Source organism: Shewanella sp. Koi 1, assembly GCF_052907445.1.
On the sequence record NZ_JBREJM010000001.1, the window covers coordinates 336,913 to 351,185 of the forward strand.

Here is a 14,273-nt window from a genome sequence, read left to right on the forward strand (position 1 = left end):
TAGCAGCGAGTGTCCTATGCGCCCATTTTTAATTGCTCCATCGATTTTATCCGCCGATTTCGCCCGTTTAGGGGATGACGTTAAAGCCGTGTTAGATGCAGGGGCTGACGTAGTGCATTTTGATGTGATGGATAACCACTATGTGCCCAACTTAACCATTGGCCCTATGGTGTGCAAAGCGTTACGTGACTATGGCATCACGGCCGATATCGATGTGCATTTAATGGTTAAGCCTGTTGATCGTATCGTGCCTGATTTTGCCAAGGCGGGTGCGTCTATTATTACTTTCCATCCCGAGGCCTCTGAGCATATCGACCGCACTCTGCAACTGATTAAAGAATTGGGCTGTAAAGCGGGTTTAGTGTTTAACCCGGCAACACCGCTGCACTATCTTGACCATGTCATGGATAAGTTAGATGTGATTCTGCTGATGTCGGTCAATCCAGGTTTTGGCGGCCAATCCTTTATTCCTTCGACTTTAGATAAATTACGCCAAGTGCGTGAGCGTATCGATGCCAGCGGTTTCGATATTCGCTTAGAGGTCGATGGTGGCGTTAAAGTGGATAACATTGCCGAAATCGCCGCCGCAGGCGCCGATATGTTTGTCGCCGGCTCTGCCATTTTCGGTAAGCCAGACTATAAAGCCGTCGTCGATGAGATGCGCGCCGAGTTAGCGAAAGTTGAGGTCAAATAATGCGGGAACAGATTAAAGCGATTGCTTTTGATCTCGACGGCACACTGATTGACAGTGTGCCCGATCTTGCGGTCGCGACCCAGGCGGTACTCGCCGAATTAGGTTTAGCAACGTGTAGCGAGGCGCAGGTGAGAACTTGGGTGGGCAATGGGGCCGAGATGCTGATGCGCCGCGCCATGAGCCACGCTTTAGGCACAGACGTTGAGCAAACGGCATTGGATGCGGCTATGCCCATCTTTATGCATCACTATCAAGAAAACCTTGAGAAGCACAGTGCACTCTATGCCGATGTGCATCAAGTGCTGCAAATCCTATTTGATGCGGGATTTAAGCTGGCGGTGGTGACCAATAAACCTTATCGCTTTACCTTGCCTTTGCTTGAAGCCTTTAAGATTAATGACTTCTTTAGCTTAGTACTTGGCGGCGATTCGCTGGCGAAGATGAAGCCCGATCCATTACCGCTCGAGCATCTATTAGCCGAATGGCAACTCGATAAAAGTGAGTTGTTGATGGTGGGCGATTCTAAAAATGACATTTTAGCGGCGAAAGCGGCGGGTGTTGCATCAATCGGCTTGACCTATGGCTACAACTACGGTGAAGATATTGGGCTCACTGGCCCTGACGCTGTATGTGAGCAGTTTGTCGAGATCCTGCGCTGGCTAAATCTCGCTCAGCCAGTTTAATCGAATCTTTTTTATTTTTATTTGGAGCAATGACGTAATGACCAAACCCATAGTACTCAGCGGTGCACAGCCGTCCGGCGAATTAACCATAGGTAACTACATGGGTGCATTGCGTCAATGGGTTGCCATGCAAGATAGCCACGACTGCCTATATTGTGTGGTGGACTTGCATGCCATTACCGTGCGCCAAGACCCTCAAGCATTGCGTGAAGCCTGTTTAGATACGCTTGCACTGTATTTAGCCTGTGGTGTCGATCCAAAGAAGAGCACAGTGTTTATCCAATCCCAAGTGCCACAGCATACCCAACTGGGTTGGGCGTTAAATTGCTATACCCAAATGGGTGAATTGAGCCGTATGACGCAGTTTAAGGATAAGTCACAAAAGCACGCCAACAATATTAACGTCGGTCTGTTTGGTTATCCTGTACTGATGGCGGCGGATATTCTGCTCTATCAAGCAAATGAAATCCCCGTTGGCCAAGATCAGAAACAACATCTTGAGTTAACACGTGATATCGCGACTCGCTTTAACAACGCTTACGGCGAGACGTTTACCATTCCTGAGCCTTTTATTCCTGAGCATGGCGCTAAGGTGATGTCGCTGCAGGATCCGCTGAAGAAGATGTCTAAGTCGGACGACAACCGTAACAACGTGATTGGCCTGCTTGAAGATCCCAAAGCGGTCATGAAAAAGTTGAAAAAAGCCATGACCGACAGTGACGAGCCGCCAGTCGTGCGTTTCGATATGGAAAACAAGCCAGGCGTATCTAACCTGTTGAGTTTAATGTCGGGTATCACGGGTCAAAGCATTGCCAGCCTCGAAGCTGAATTTGAAGGCAAGATGTATGGTCACTTAAAAGGTGCCGCGGGTGAAGCCGTCGTGGGCATGTTAGAGCCGCTGCAAGAGCGTTATCGTGCGCTGCGTGCCGACCGTGCTTACCTCGACCAAGTGATGAAAGCTGGCGCTGAAAATGCCCAGGCTCGCGCCGAAGTGACGCTTAAAAAGGTGTACGAGAAGATTGGTTTGTTGGTGTAATTTGCCCTAAAAAGTCCATTACACAACACGTTATTAAGCCGACCAATTCTTAGGTCGGCTTTTTTGTGTCTGTTATTCATTGGGCTGTTTGATACAGAACTAAGTGTTAGGCCTGCGATTTTAGCCAGGAGGAAAAGGCGGCTATGGCAGGCTCTGTGAGACGACGCTGCTTACAGATAAAACTAAACTCAAAGCCCGTATGAACATCGGGCAGATTAACCGCCACCAGTCTGCCGGTGCTGATATCACCTGCCACCATAAAATCTGGGGCGAGGGCGAGGCCTTGGCCCGCAATCGCCGCCTCAATCGCCATTACGATATGACTAAAAATATGTTGCTGCTCGTTATTCAGCGGGATCTGATGGGCTGATGACCATTTGTGCCAATCGAGTCCTAGCGGCCCCTCGTCCACAATCAGTAGTGCCTGTTGCTGGAAATTGCTTAAGTTAATATCACGCCATTTGGGGTAAAAACTCGGGCTGCACACTGGAATGAGCCGCTCCTTATGCAGTAACTGTTGCCAATAGCCGCGTTGATTGAGTTTGCCCGCGATAAAGATATCGGCCGTGCTAGTGCTGAGATCGGGGTCTTGAGTGATCATCTCGAGGCGAATTTTAACGCTGGGATATTGGCGCCTAAAATCCGCCAATCTTGGGATCAACCATTTCACCGCAAAAGAGCTGTACACCGCCAAACAGAGTTGTTGGTTCGGGGTGTCGCGGATCTTGAGATTAAGATCGCTTAACTCATTAAAAATCCTTTCTAACTCAATAAATAAGCTTTGGCCTTTAGGCGTGAGTTGCAATTTTCGTCCCTGACGGTCGAAAAGCTGCTCACCAAAATATTCCTCTAATACACGCACTTGGTGTGAAACCGCGCTTTGGGTAATGCAAAGTTCGGCGGCAGCCTTGGAAAAATGCTGCTGCCTTGCGGCGGTCTCAAAGACTTGTAGTGCGCGTAATGGAGGAAGCTTTCTCATGATTTTCAACGCCTAAAAGATTTAGTATGAATTTAATTCATCTAGCATGAGAAAGCATCATTTCTGCTTAAGTTTTGTGGGGATTATCATGCCAGCATTGAGATTTGTGGATGGTAAAAAATGCAGCGCCCTGTAGTTATCGGTTTGATTTTATTGATAGTGGGTAATCTATTTAGTGCTTTTTACGATGTATCGATCAAATGGCTGCCAGAAGATGCAAATGCGGCCACTTTTCTACTCGTGAGACAAATCACTTCAGTATTGATGTTAATCCCCATTTGGTTGTACTCGCAGCGACCCAAGACGGAACATATTTCGGTCCACCTTTGGCGTGCCAACATAGGCTCGGTTGGCGCGCTTTTTTTAATTATTGGCCTAATGGCTTTGCCGCTCGCGACGGTCAGCTCCCTGTTTTACTCGGCGCCGCTGATGATTATTCTGATGGGCTATTGGTTTTTAAAGGAGCGGATCACTACAGGACAAGTGGTATGCACATTACTTGGGTTTGTCGGGATCTTAATTATCCTCAGACCGAGTGAGATGAATTGGTTTGGGTTGGCAGTGTTATTTTCAGCATTTACCTTTGCCGTTAACCAGTTGACCCTGAAAAAAGTCCCAAATACTGAGCATCCAGTATTAACCTTAATGCTGTATAACCTACTGGGTATTCCTGCGACCTTAATCATCGCTGCTTTTCAAGGGCTTGAGGGGCTGAGCTGGGGATTATTAGCCGTAGCACTGCTCAGTAATGCCTTCTTGCTGATTTATCACTGGTTCTGCGTGCTGGCCTATCGTCGCGCGCAAGCGAGCGATATTGCGATTGCCGAATATACTGGCCTGTTATTTATCGTCTTTTTGGGCTGGTTGTTATTCGATGAATGGTTAGATAGCCTAAGTTGGTTGGGCGCCGCATTGATTGTGTTGCCGTCACTGTTTTTACCTTGGATTGGCATGTGGGTGGCCAAGTCACCCAAGGTGATGAATGACATCCAAGTAAAAGCGTTAGGACTAGATGCGGTAGAAGGCGAGCCTAAACCCTAAGGGCTTAGGCTCAATCGGTTATTCGATGTATTCGAATACTTTAACGACTTTACGCACGCCCGCGGTGTTGCGCGCGATATCGACAGCCATGTCGGCCTGAGAGCGGTGAATGAGTCCGAGTAGGAAGACTTCACCGTTTTCAGTAATGACCTTAATTCGGGTGACATCCAGCTCTTTCTCGTTGAGCATGCGTCCCTTCACTTTCGTCGTCACCCAAGTGTCATTGCTACGGGTGGTGAAAGAGGTTGGGTTACCGATGCGGATCTGATTGTGGATTTTACCGCCAAGCTTAAGGTCTTGTACGACCTTAATCGCCTTATCCCTCAACATTGAGTTAGGGGCTTGGCCAATCATCAGCACATTACCGTTAACCGAAACACCCGTGATATTCGTTTGTTTCTTCAGATCTTCATGCTCTAGCAGGGCACTGGTGATCTTAAAATCGGTATTGGTATCGTCGAGCTGAGTCTTCACCGAACGCTCATCGTTGGCCATCATGGCGCCACTGACTGCGCCCACCATAACGGCACCGGCGCAACCTTGCAGCAGCATGCAAACCATTAACAGTGGGGCAGCATATCTCATTGCTGTTCGTCCTGCGGGAAGAGCGTGCGGTCGATATTGTCACACAGGCAGTGGATAACCAGTAAGTGTACTTCTTGAATACGTGCCGTCACGTTAGAAGGTACACGGATTTCCACGTCGCCGACGCTCAGTAATCCCGCCATCGCGCCACCGTCTTTACCGGTCAAGGCAACGATAGTCATATCGCGGCTCAGGGCGGCTTCCATGGCTTTAATCACGTTGCCTGAATTACCGCTGGTGGAAATCGCCAGCAGAATGTCACCGGGTTGACCTAAGGCTAAGATTTGTTTTGAGAAAATCTCATCATAGCTGTAGTCGTTGGCAATCGCTGTGATGGTTGAAGTGTCAGTTGACAGCGCAATCGCGGGCAATGGTGGACGTTCAATTTCGTAGCGGTTTAATAGCTCGGCCGAGAAGTGCTGTGCATCACCGGCACTGCCACCGTTACCGCAGGCAAGAATTTTATTGCCGCCCAAAAGACATTGCACCATCATCTCGGCCGCTTTGGCGATGGATTCTGGCAGTGCTTCGGCTGCATCGATTTTGGTCTGGATAGATTCAGTAAAGCTGTCTTTAATGCGTTCTAACATGGATACATCCTTTCAGGATAAAGTGTGGCTATGATGCCATATTTCCACGGTGGAGTTGAGGCATAAGCGTTAAAAATTATTCGATTAGCTGAGTCGAAGGCCTCGTTTAAAAGGCATCGACTAGCCAGTGGATTTGCGCGTCCTCGATGGCGACAACGTCGAATCGGCACGGCACATCCAGTTTATGCGTCTGTAAATAGTGGCTGGCCGCCATGCGGATCCTGCCGATTTGTGCTTTGCTAAGTGCTTGTATTGCTCCGCCAAATTGATTTGCTGAGCGATATTTTACTTCAACAAATACCCAGTGGTGTTTATGGCGCATGACGAGGTCTATTTCACCAAAGGGGTAGCGGACATTGCGCTCGACAAAGGTTAACCCTTGCTGTTCGAGGTAACCTTGGGCGAGCGACTCTGCCTGCTGTCCGAGTGTCATAGTTGACGGAAACTGCCTCTCTGATAGCGTCCCCAGCTTAATTGGCGGTTAATCACGCCGTCAGGATTGACGGATAACACGCCGCTACGTCCATTGAACTGGTAACCTGTGAATGAGCGCATCTGCGCCAGTTTGCTGATCAAATCCATGGCATCATAGCCCATCACGAATAGGCGTTTCTGGCCGTTATTCCAGCCCGACCATAGAGTGTTAACCATCAGGTTTTCTTCACTGTTTTGCATCAGCCAAGGTGCATCGCTCATGGTCAGGTTATTTAAATCCTGCGCCGTTTGGCTCGATTCGTTGTCGATGCGGCTGCGGCTTGAGGTGTACAGCGGCACTGGCTGAGTAAAGACGCTGAAGTTCACATCGATAAAGGCCTTGAGCAAGGTTAAATCCTGCGGCGTCGAGATCATATAAATTGCATCGATATCTTGGCGCGAACGAAAATCGGCTTGTACCGAATTACCGAGCAGCTCCTTTATCCGCGCGATACGCGCTTGGCTATCACGGACACCGAGTGCATCCTGCACTGTGGTTTTCATCTTATCGCCACCATCGTAGTAATAGACTTCGATAGGGGTATCGCTTTTCTTTTTCCAGGCTTGGATAAAGCTTTCTGCCATGCGTTTGCCTGTGGCATCGTTGCTGGCAAGCAGTAATGGCATAGTCACGCCATCTTGATACATACGCGTTGCGGCATCGGCAGCTTCTTGGGCTGGTGACAGAGCAAAGTAGAACTTATTGATATCGGGCACAAACTTATCGGTTTGATTTAAAAACAGCTGCGGGATTGGTGCTGTCGGTACTGCGGGCGCGGTAGGTGCAGAACCCGATGGCGTGCTGGTCGCAGGGCTGGTGTTGCTGTTCAGTGCCAGCAATTGATCGATTTCATTTGGCAGTAAGGGGCCAATAATAAACTCGGCGCCCGCGTTCACCGCTTGCTGATAGGCCGCTACGGCATCATTGGCGGTATCGTAAAAATTAACCGCAACCTGCTCATTAGGTTTGGCTAAATAGCTGGCCAAAATCCCTTGGCGAATCGCGTTGGCGGCACCCGCGCGCTGGCCTGTAAGCGGAAGCAGAACGGCGATATTCTTCGGCATAAAAGGCTTGGCATTGAGCGCCCGATCCAAATCGGTCGGTAATTTGGCTGCCGCTGGATGATAAGGATTCTGCTTTTGCCAGTCGCCTAAGTAACGAACCAGTTGATTGGGGTCGACCGCATAATGTTTGGCGATATAGGCGAGCTGCAACCAACCAGCAAATACTGGGTTGTTGGCATCGCGGATAAAAGTTTGCAGGGTTTGCTCATGCATTGGCTGCAACACTTGCCAGATTTGGTTATTGACTTCACTCGCCTCGGCGGGCGGTAAGTAGGTGGTCAATAAACTCAGCTCGCGCACTTGCTCGATAGGTTGCTTATTCAACTGGAATAAATGCGCTCTAAATTGATGATACGCGGCCATTTGCCAGCCGGGTAAAACCCAAGTGCTTGGATAGCTCAGGGTCTTGAGCGCCTCGACATAGGTCGATGTATGCTCTAATACCCGTGCCGACAGGTATTTATGCTCGGCCACCAGAGTGGGAGTCTGAGTCAGGCTTGGCTGCATCGACTTCAGCAGTTTCTGCGCCGCCGCATAGTCATTGGCATTGATATAGGCATGCGCCGCCAGCAGCAGGTTAGTATCGCGCTGCTGCGGATCTTTGCTATTCGCGGCCTGTGCTAAATACACATTGGGCGCCAATGGTGCAGAGGCTAAAGAGGTGGCCACTGTGGGGGCAGTACCGGTTGAGCTGGGCGCTTGGCTGCCGCAACCCGCCAACACTGCGGATAAAATGGCCACGGAAACGAACTTAGTTGTATTCAGGCTTTTTAACACTGGGCTTCACTCTGGTAAGATGCTGCCTCTAGTTTAACCTTCTCTTGCGCTTGACGAAAGTCTTGGCACTGTCATTACCGAGGTATATATGGACCAAAGCGTCGCACTCTACATTGTTCCCACTCCCATTGGTAACTTGGGGGACATGAGCCCACGTGCTATCGAAGTGCTCACTCAGGTCGCATTGATTGCCTGCGAAGATACGCGCCACAGCGGCAAGTTATTGAGTCATTTTGGTATTTCTACCAAAACTATCGCATTGCATGACCATAACGAGCGTGCCCGCGCCCAGTGGATTGTCGAGCAGTTAGCCGCAGGGCAATCGATTGCGCTGATTTCCGATGCGGGCACACCGCTGATTTCTGACCCCGGCTATCACTTAGTTTCCCATGTGCGCCAGTCGGGTTTTCGAGTGATCCCCTTGCCAGGCCCTTGCGCGGCGATTACTGCATTAAGCGCGTCGGGTTTACCGTCGGATCGTTTCTCCTTCGAAGGCTTTTTACCTTCTAAAGAGAAGGCGCGCGCCGATAAGTTACTCGAACTTAAGGAAGACCCTCGCACGCTGATTTTTTATGAATCACCGCACCGCATCGAGCATAGCCTGACGACCATGGTCGAAGTGTTAGGCGGCGAGAGGCAAGTGGTGATGGCGCGAGAAGTCACTAAAACCTTCGAGACCTTCCTATCTGGCCCTGTGGCCGAGGTGTTGACCACGGTCAGTAGCGATCCTAACCAGCAAAAAGGCGAGATAGTGCTGATGGTGCATGGGCATCGCGCCGCGGAGGATGATGACGCCATTCCGACTGTCGCCATCAACACCTTGAAATTACTCTGTGAAGAATTGCCCCTCAAAAAGGCTGCTGCCATTGCCGCGCAAATTCACGGTCTTAAAAAGAATGCTCTGTATAAGTTTGGTTTAGAGTCTGATTTATAAGCACTGGTGCACACGGGCGGGATTAACAGTGGTACACGCAGGTTGCTTAGGCTATAATCCGCGCCGAGTTGGCCAGACAGTCGCTGCGCTCGCAAGAGCGGGGAGGAAAGTCCGGGCTTCAAAGAGCGGGGTGCCAGGTAACGCCTGGGCGGTGCGAACCGACGACAAGTGCAACAGAGAGGAGACCGCCATCATAGCTTAGGCTAAGGTGGTAAGGGTGAAAGGGTGCGGTAAGAGCGCACCGTGCGGCTAGCAATAGTCCGTAGCAAGGTAAACTCCACCCGAAGCAAGACCAAATAGGGTTCCGTATGGCGTGGCTCGCGTTGGAACCGGGTAGGTCGCTTGAGCCTGCGAGCGATTGCAGGCCTAGATGAATGACTGTCCAAGACAGGACCCGGCTTATCGGCCAACTCAAACCTTTCGAAATAGAAGGCCTCGCAGCGATGCGAGGCCTTTTATGTTACAGACTGTGCTACAAACTGAGCTACAAAATCTCCCCTATACCTTTCAACGGAATGGGATCTATTACTTGCGGATTCGTGTTCCAAAACTTGTGCAAGAAGCTACAGACCTTCCTCCTGTTATCCGGCAAAGCCTTCATACCAAATCCTCAAGAATAGCGCGAAAGATTGTGGCCAATGTGATTAGTCAATTTGATGATTTAAGGAGTTCATTGGTGGCTAAACAGATAGAAAACACGATTCAAATGGGTTTAATTACCTGTCTGACGGGTTCATTTGAGTTGAAATTTGAAGGGAATAGTCTCAGCGAAGAAAGGAAAGAGCTATCTGCATTTATGAAAGAGTATCCTCAGCACTTTGAGGCTCCTCTGACAAAAGTTATTGAAGTCGATGAATGCGAGTCAAAACCTACAATTGCGGAAATGTCTAAGAAGTGGCTCGAGAGCTGTACGCATCTAAACCACGATGATATGCAAGCCAGAATTAGACATATGGCGTTGATTAATTATTTACATGGTGAACTTTCGGTTGATCTCAATGGGGCACAAGTCGATGAACTGCTTTCTGTTAGCTTGCGTATGCCAAGAGGGAACCTTAAGGATTACAAGAACAAAGAACTCTCGGAACTTATGGAGTTAGCTTTACAGGATGAAGTACCGGAAGAGGATCAAATAACGAATAATACTCATTGGCTAAAGACATACCAAGGCTTTTTCCGTTGGTTGGTCATGGAGCGAGTTTTAGATGTTTCGCCTATGGATAAAAGACGAGTTAAGTCGAAAACTGGTGAGGATAGAGGAGCGTTCGATATCCCTACAGCTAAGAAAATTATCGACTTTGCGAAGGGTTGTGAAAGACCTCATTTGAAGTGGTCGTTGTTAATCATGGCGTATTCCGGCATGAGAAATAATGAAATCCAAAAACTCACTAAAGGAAAGGTTCTACGATGCCCTATGACTGGCATTTGGTACATGCAAATTCAGTTTGGTAAAACAGATGCATCCACTCGGAAGATTCCTATCGCAGAGCAGTTAATTCAACTAGGTTTCATGGATTATGTAAATTCGTTTAAGAATGCAGAAGATCGTTTATTCGAAGTATCAGAGCGTTACCTTACTTCACGCTATCCTGAAATCCGCAAACAAATTGGTTTACCTGAAAGGGATGTTGAAGGTAACAAGCTGAGTATCTATTCATTCAGGCACACGGTCATTTCTTTGATACGAGCGAATGGGGCAAATGAGTTTCTAAGTAAGGCTATTGCGGGTCACAAATCCTGTAAACGTGGAGATGAAATTCATAGTAGATACTCTCATCTTTATCTGATTTCACTAGATAAACTCAAACCGTTATTAGACTCATTGAAATATGAGACTAAGTTTTAGTTGTAGCTATCGACGGAGACTTTGCTTGAGAGTGTTGTCTAGTTGAACAGTGACTATCCGTTTCGCGGACGTCGGAATTATTAGAGAGGGAGTCGAACCCTCTCTACGTTTTCTAAGAAGCTGATTTACGTTGGTTTTTGGTCTAAGGGAACAAAGTCTTGTTACACCTTACTGTATTTCTTCAAGAATTGAAAAGACCAAGTGATATCCATATCATAAACAAAGGAATCATGGGCACTCAGCATGAATACTAATGATTCATGCATTCCTTATATGAAAGGAATACTCATTTTCCTACCTACAGCCCTAATAGGATTGATATGCTGATTTAATGGGAAACTAGTACAATTTGTTGAAAGTCTTTATCTTACTTCTCCGAATTCCTTTGCTTTCGCATCAAATGCTTCTAGATAAATAAGGGCTCGACTTTTCTAGATAAAAATGTTGTTAGCACGAAGGGAATAGTGCTAGCTTATTGGTATTGGTTGATTATTGTTGCAACCAAAATTCCTTATTCAATAAGTAGTTAGCTTTATTAGAGGTGCAGGTGATACACTGTTAAATGCATAAGAAAATATGAGCAAGCCCTTCCAGAGAGTCGATTCCAAATCAAATGCACAAGTCGGAAAGGATTTTGAGCTTTCTGCTCAACAGTATCTTTCATCTATAGGCATTGATTTGGTTAAGGATATTAAAATCCTTGTCGGAATCAACGGCAGGCTGAAGAGACATTCATTTGACCTTGGATGTTTAAAATCAAAAGTCATCGTAGAGTGCAAATCTCACAAATGGACTTCTGGCGATAATGTTCCAAGTGCAAAATTGACTGTATGGAATGAGGCCATGTATTACTTTCTTGCCGCACCTCAAGATTTCCGCAAGATTATGTTTGTCCTGCGAGATTTCAGCAGCAAACGCAACGAAACTCTTGCGGAGTACTACATCAGAACTTATACCCACTTAATACCTGAGGGCGTTGAGATTTGGGAATACGATGACTCAGCATCTAAGGCTGTGCTGTTGTTTATTTAACAAGTAAATAAACAACGTGTTGAAGTGTGTAGATTATTGATAACGTTAGCTGTCACGGAGGAAGAATGGAAGTTCAAGTTATTGCTGCACTAATAGGGACTGTTGGGATAACATTAAGTGCAGTTTTTAGTGGTTTTGGCTATTTCTTTAAATTACGAGCGGAAAAGTTAAGAACTACACGTCAGGTATTGTTCTACCTATTAGAGTTTCGAACCTATGTATTAGCTTCTGCTGTTTCTCCGTCTGAATTGTATGAGCAGTATATCCTTGAATGTCAGAAGTATTTCGATAAGAAAAGAATTTTGGGCATAGTTATCCCGCAACAGAATCAAGATTTAATGTTAGGATATTTTTCTAAAGCTATTGCACAAGTCACACCGGAACTATCTCAGGAATTCATATCTGGGTATTCGAATACTATTAACGAACTTGCTAAAGATAAGCCCATTCTTGCTTTTCAGCTTAGAGGAAAAGACGTAGCTACGAAAATGATTCTGCTCCAAAAAGCATACTTAGAACAACTGCAATGCACTGAATTATTCACATCCAATAAAAGCATTAGTACTTTTCTCCAAAAGCAATTGGCAGACACTCACGAACATGGTCTAAAAGAAATTCTAGGCCTATTAGATGAAGAACTTAAAGTTGTATCTAAAGCATGTGGAGTTAGCTATTACATAAAAATCAGAAAAGTAATTAAAAGTAAGGTCAAACCAACGACTAATCTTGCTGATATCGGTATTGGAGAACGATTCGATCAATTTTTATTAGCATTTACTCACCATATAAACTCAGAAAAAGAGCTTGTAGAAAGTGATCATTAGCAATTTGTTCAGAAGAATTCTACACACATGAAATTTTACTATATCTTGGTTTTAATTATTTAGGCGACTTGCAGTAGCGTCGATGTTGAATGCATCTCCCCTAACAAGGCATTATGTTTACGAGGAAGTATGTTAATACATGTTGAAGTTGAATTAAAATCAAGCTTAGGCATTGATTGGATTGTTAATAAATTGAGAGATTTTGCGACAGCAAATACTTCATGGAGGCTTGATGCTACTAGGAGTCAGCAATTAGCTGACGGAATGCCAGAAGGTAAAGCAATTGTACTAACTATGCTCTATGAGTCGGTGCAGATTGCATTATGTTTATTTGAAAGCAATTCTAAATGCATGAATATTGTTAATATTGTTCCTCAAAGTGGAGACGGCTTATCGGTAGGTACCTATAATCAGATTGCGACTCGTTTTACAAATGAGTTTAAGGTATTTACCAAAGGGCAAAATATCCGAGTTTTTGCATCTAATCCAAATCCTAGTCTCAATGACATTATTTCTGCCAATGTGCCAAGAAAAGCGTTTGAAAACTATTTAAATCAACACCCTCTAAGCTTTCATCCTATTGATATAGCAAGGTTAGATAAGTTCATATGTGCATTTGCGAGGTACTCTCGAAGGCCGATGGATAGCGCCTTATTAGCTATGCGTCTTAAAGAACAGTATGGCTGGACACCGGAGCAAACTAATTGGCTGACCAATCGAATAGATATAGGATTAGAAGTCATTAAAGCATACAGAGATTACTATTAACCAGTTGATAAAATGCCTTAAGACGGTTCACTGCACTTGGTAGCTTTAGATTTAGCTGTAACGAAACAATTGGTTAGAGTTGCAATGGCGTTATCCCTTGATGTGGTGTTATATCTATTGACGTTTAATTCCATACTCTTCATCAATACTACATAAGACTTATATAGACCTTTATATCAACACTAGCCAACATCACCATGTATACTTCAATGAATACATTTGGTATAACGTAGGAATGCGGCTTTCAGAGCCAAATGAATACACCTAAATGTAATGACTTGAGACACCACATGCTGAATACACCTAATCTTACCATTCGTGCCTACCTTCGAGCTTCAACCAAAGATCAAGACAGCTTACGCGCCAAACCGGAGTTAATCGCCTTCGCTAAAGCTCACCACGTAAAGATTACGACCTTTTATCAAGAAAACGTATCAGGAAACGACCCTGACCGCCCAGAGCTAAATCGGCTTATTGAGGAAGCATCCGAGGGGGACATTCTGCTCATTGAGAAGATGGATCGCTTGAGCCGCTTACCTTGGGAAACTTGGCAGAGTTTAAAGAGCAAGATTGCGAGTAAAAGGATCATCATTGTGATAGCCGACCAACCTCAAACACATTCAGCACTAACAGCAAACGATGTGAATTCCGGCTTCATTCAAAAGGCTCTTACTAACTTTATGATTGACCTCGCTGCGGGTATGGCTCGGGACGATTACGAAACGAGAAGGGTTAGACAAGCCCAAGGCATTGCTAAAGCCAAAGCCGAAGGGAAAACATGGGGAGGTCAAAACAAGGATGAAAAGCTTCACCAAGCGATTCACACTCACCTGCAAACGATGAGTATTCGTAAAACTGCCGAGATGCTCGGGTGTTCAGTTTCAACAGTCCAAAGGGTAAAAAAGCAAAACTCGATCAAATAAGAAGCGATCGAACTAAAAGAGC

At 46.2% G+C, this 14,273-nt stretch carries 15 protein-coding genes and 1 other RNA gene; 11 read left to right on the top strand and 5 right to left on the bottom strand.

Going from position 1 to position 14,273, the window contains the following annotated elements; all coding sequences use genetic code 11:
* The first annotated feature begins 16 nt into the window (after nt 1-16).
* From rpe to trpS, 3 genes are read left to right on the top strand one after another with little or no spacing between them, the layout of a single operon-like run.
* The gene (gene rpe, locus ACUZ8J_RS01605) at nt 17-694 is read left to right on the top strand and encodes a ribulose-phosphate 3-epimerase (RefSeq protein ID WP_446692872.1); all 678 of its coding nucleotides are present in this window, start codon (nt 17-19) and stop codon (nt 692-694) included.
* Entirely contained in the window at nt 694-1,377 is a 684-nt protein-coding gene (locus tag ACUZ8J_RS01610; RefSeq protein WP_446692873.1) for a phosphoglycolate phosphatase, read from the top strand. Before rpe ends, ACUZ8J_RS01610 begins: the two co-directional genes overlap by 1 nt.
* A gap of 37 nt (nt 1,378-1,414) precedes the next feature.
* Nucleotides 1,415-2,413 (top strand): tryptophan--tRNA ligase, encoded by a 999-nt coding sequence (gene trpS / locus ACUZ8J_RS01615; protein WP_011624823.1) that lies wholly within the window; start codon nt 1,415-1,417, stop codon nt 2,411-2,413.
* A gap of 106 nt (nt 2,414-2,519) precedes the next feature.
* Here the strand turns inward: trpS and ACUZ8J_RS01620 are convergent, their stop codons facing one another.
* On the bottom strand, nt 2,520-3,392 hold the full coding sequence (locus tag ACUZ8J_RS01620) for a LysR substrate-binding domain-containing protein (protein ID WP_011624411.1): 873 nt from the start codon (nt 3,390-3,392) through the stop codon (nt 2,520-2,522).
* 120 nt (nt 3,393-3,512) lie between these two features.
* On the opposite strand from ACUZ8J_RS01620, the gene ACUZ8J_RS01625 reads away from it, so the two are divergent.
* Nucleotides 3,513-4,433 (top strand): DMT family transporter, encoded by a 921-nt coding sequence (locus ACUZ8J_RS01625; RefSeq protein WP_446692874.1) that lies wholly within the window; start codon nt 3,513-3,515, stop codon nt 4,431-4,433.
* 18 nt (nt 4,434-4,451) lie between these two features.
* Here ACUZ8J_RS01625 and dolP read toward each other — a convergent pair whose 3' ends face one another.
* The 4 genes from dolP to ACUZ8J_RS01645 all read right to left on the bottom strand — a co-directional run bounded on the left by dolP (nt 4,452) and on the right by ACUZ8J_RS01645 (nt 7,924).
* A complete protein-coding gene (gene dolP, locus ACUZ8J_RS01630; RefSeq protein ID WP_011624409.1) occupies nt 4,452-5,018 on the bottom strand; it encodes a division/outer membrane stress-associated lipid-binding lipoprotein in 567 nt (188 codons plus the stop codon).
* Nucleotides 5,015-5,608, bottom strand: coding sequence for a phosphoheptose isomerase (locus ACUZ8J_RS01635; RefSeq protein ID WP_011070670.1), 594 nt, complete (start codon nt 5,606-5,608; stop codon nt 5,015-5,017). Before ACUZ8J_RS01635 ends, dolP begins: the two co-directional genes overlap by 4 nt.
* Nucleotides 5,609-5,714: 106 nt before the next feature.
* Nucleotides 5,715-6,041: a YraN family protein gene (locus ACUZ8J_RS01640; RefSeq protein WP_023266395.1), complete on the bottom strand. Its 327-nt coding sequence runs from the start codon at nt 6,039-6,041 to the stop codon at nt 5,715-5,717.
* The gene (locus ACUZ8J_RS01645) at nt 6,038-7,924 is read right to left on the bottom strand and encodes a penicillin-binding protein activator (RefSeq protein WP_446692875.1); all 1,887 of its coding nucleotides are present in this window, start codon (nt 7,922-7,924) and stop codon (nt 6,038-6,040) included. Before ACUZ8J_RS01645 ends, ACUZ8J_RS01640 begins: the two co-directional genes overlap by 4 nt.
* 88 nt (nt 7,925-8,012) lie before the next feature.
* On the opposite strand from ACUZ8J_RS01645, the gene rsmI reads away from it, so the two are divergent.
* From rsmI to ACUZ8J_RS01680, 7 genes are all read left to right on the top strand, one after another.
* Nucleotides 8,013-8,858: a 16S rRNA (cytidine(1402)-2'-O)-methyltransferase gene (gene rsmI / locus ACUZ8J_RS01650; protein WP_249556408.1), complete on the top strand. Its 846-nt coding sequence runs from the start codon at nt 8,013-8,015 to the stop codon at nt 8,856-8,858.
* A 64-nt stretch (nt 8,859-8,922) separates the two neighbouring features.
* An RNA gene (gene rnpB / locus ACUZ8J_RS01655) (RNase P RNA component class A) lies at nt 8,923-9,276 on the top strand.
* A 39-nt stretch (nt 9,277-9,315) separates the two neighbouring features.
* The gene (locus tag ACUZ8J_RS01660; RefSeq protein ID WP_446692876.1) at nt 9,316-10,704 is read left to right on the top strand and encodes a DUF6538 domain-containing protein; all 1,389 of its coding nucleotides are present in this window, start codon (nt 9,316-9,318) and stop codon (nt 10,702-10,704) included.
* A 576-nt stretch (nt 10,705-11,280) separates the two neighbouring features.
* On the top strand, nt 11,281-11,736 hold the full coding sequence (locus tag ACUZ8J_RS01665; RefSeq protein ID WP_446692877.1) for a hypothetical protein: 456 nt from the start codon (nt 11,281-11,283) through the stop codon (nt 11,734-11,736).
* A 65-nt stretch (nt 11,737-11,801) separates the two neighbouring features.
* On the top strand, nt 11,802-12,560 hold the full coding sequence (locus tag ACUZ8J_RS01670; RefSeq protein WP_446692878.1) for a hypothetical protein: 759 nt from the start codon (nt 11,802-11,804) through the stop codon (nt 12,558-12,560).
* Nucleotides 12,561-12,689: 129 nt separating this feature from the next.
* Nucleotides 12,690-13,328 (top strand): hypothetical protein, encoded by a 639-nt coding sequence (locus tag ACUZ8J_RS01675; RefSeq protein ID WP_446692879.1) that lies wholly within the window; start codon nt 12,690-12,692, stop codon nt 13,326-13,328.
* A 254-nt stretch (nt 13,329-13,582) separates the two neighbouring features.
* Nucleotides 13,583-14,251, top strand: a complete 669-nt coding sequence (locus tag ACUZ8J_RS01680) for a recombinase family protein (RefSeq protein ID WP_446692880.1) — start codon at nt 13,583-13,585, stop codon at nt 14,249-14,251.
* The last annotated feature ends 22 nt before the right edge of the window (nt 14,252-14,273 follow it).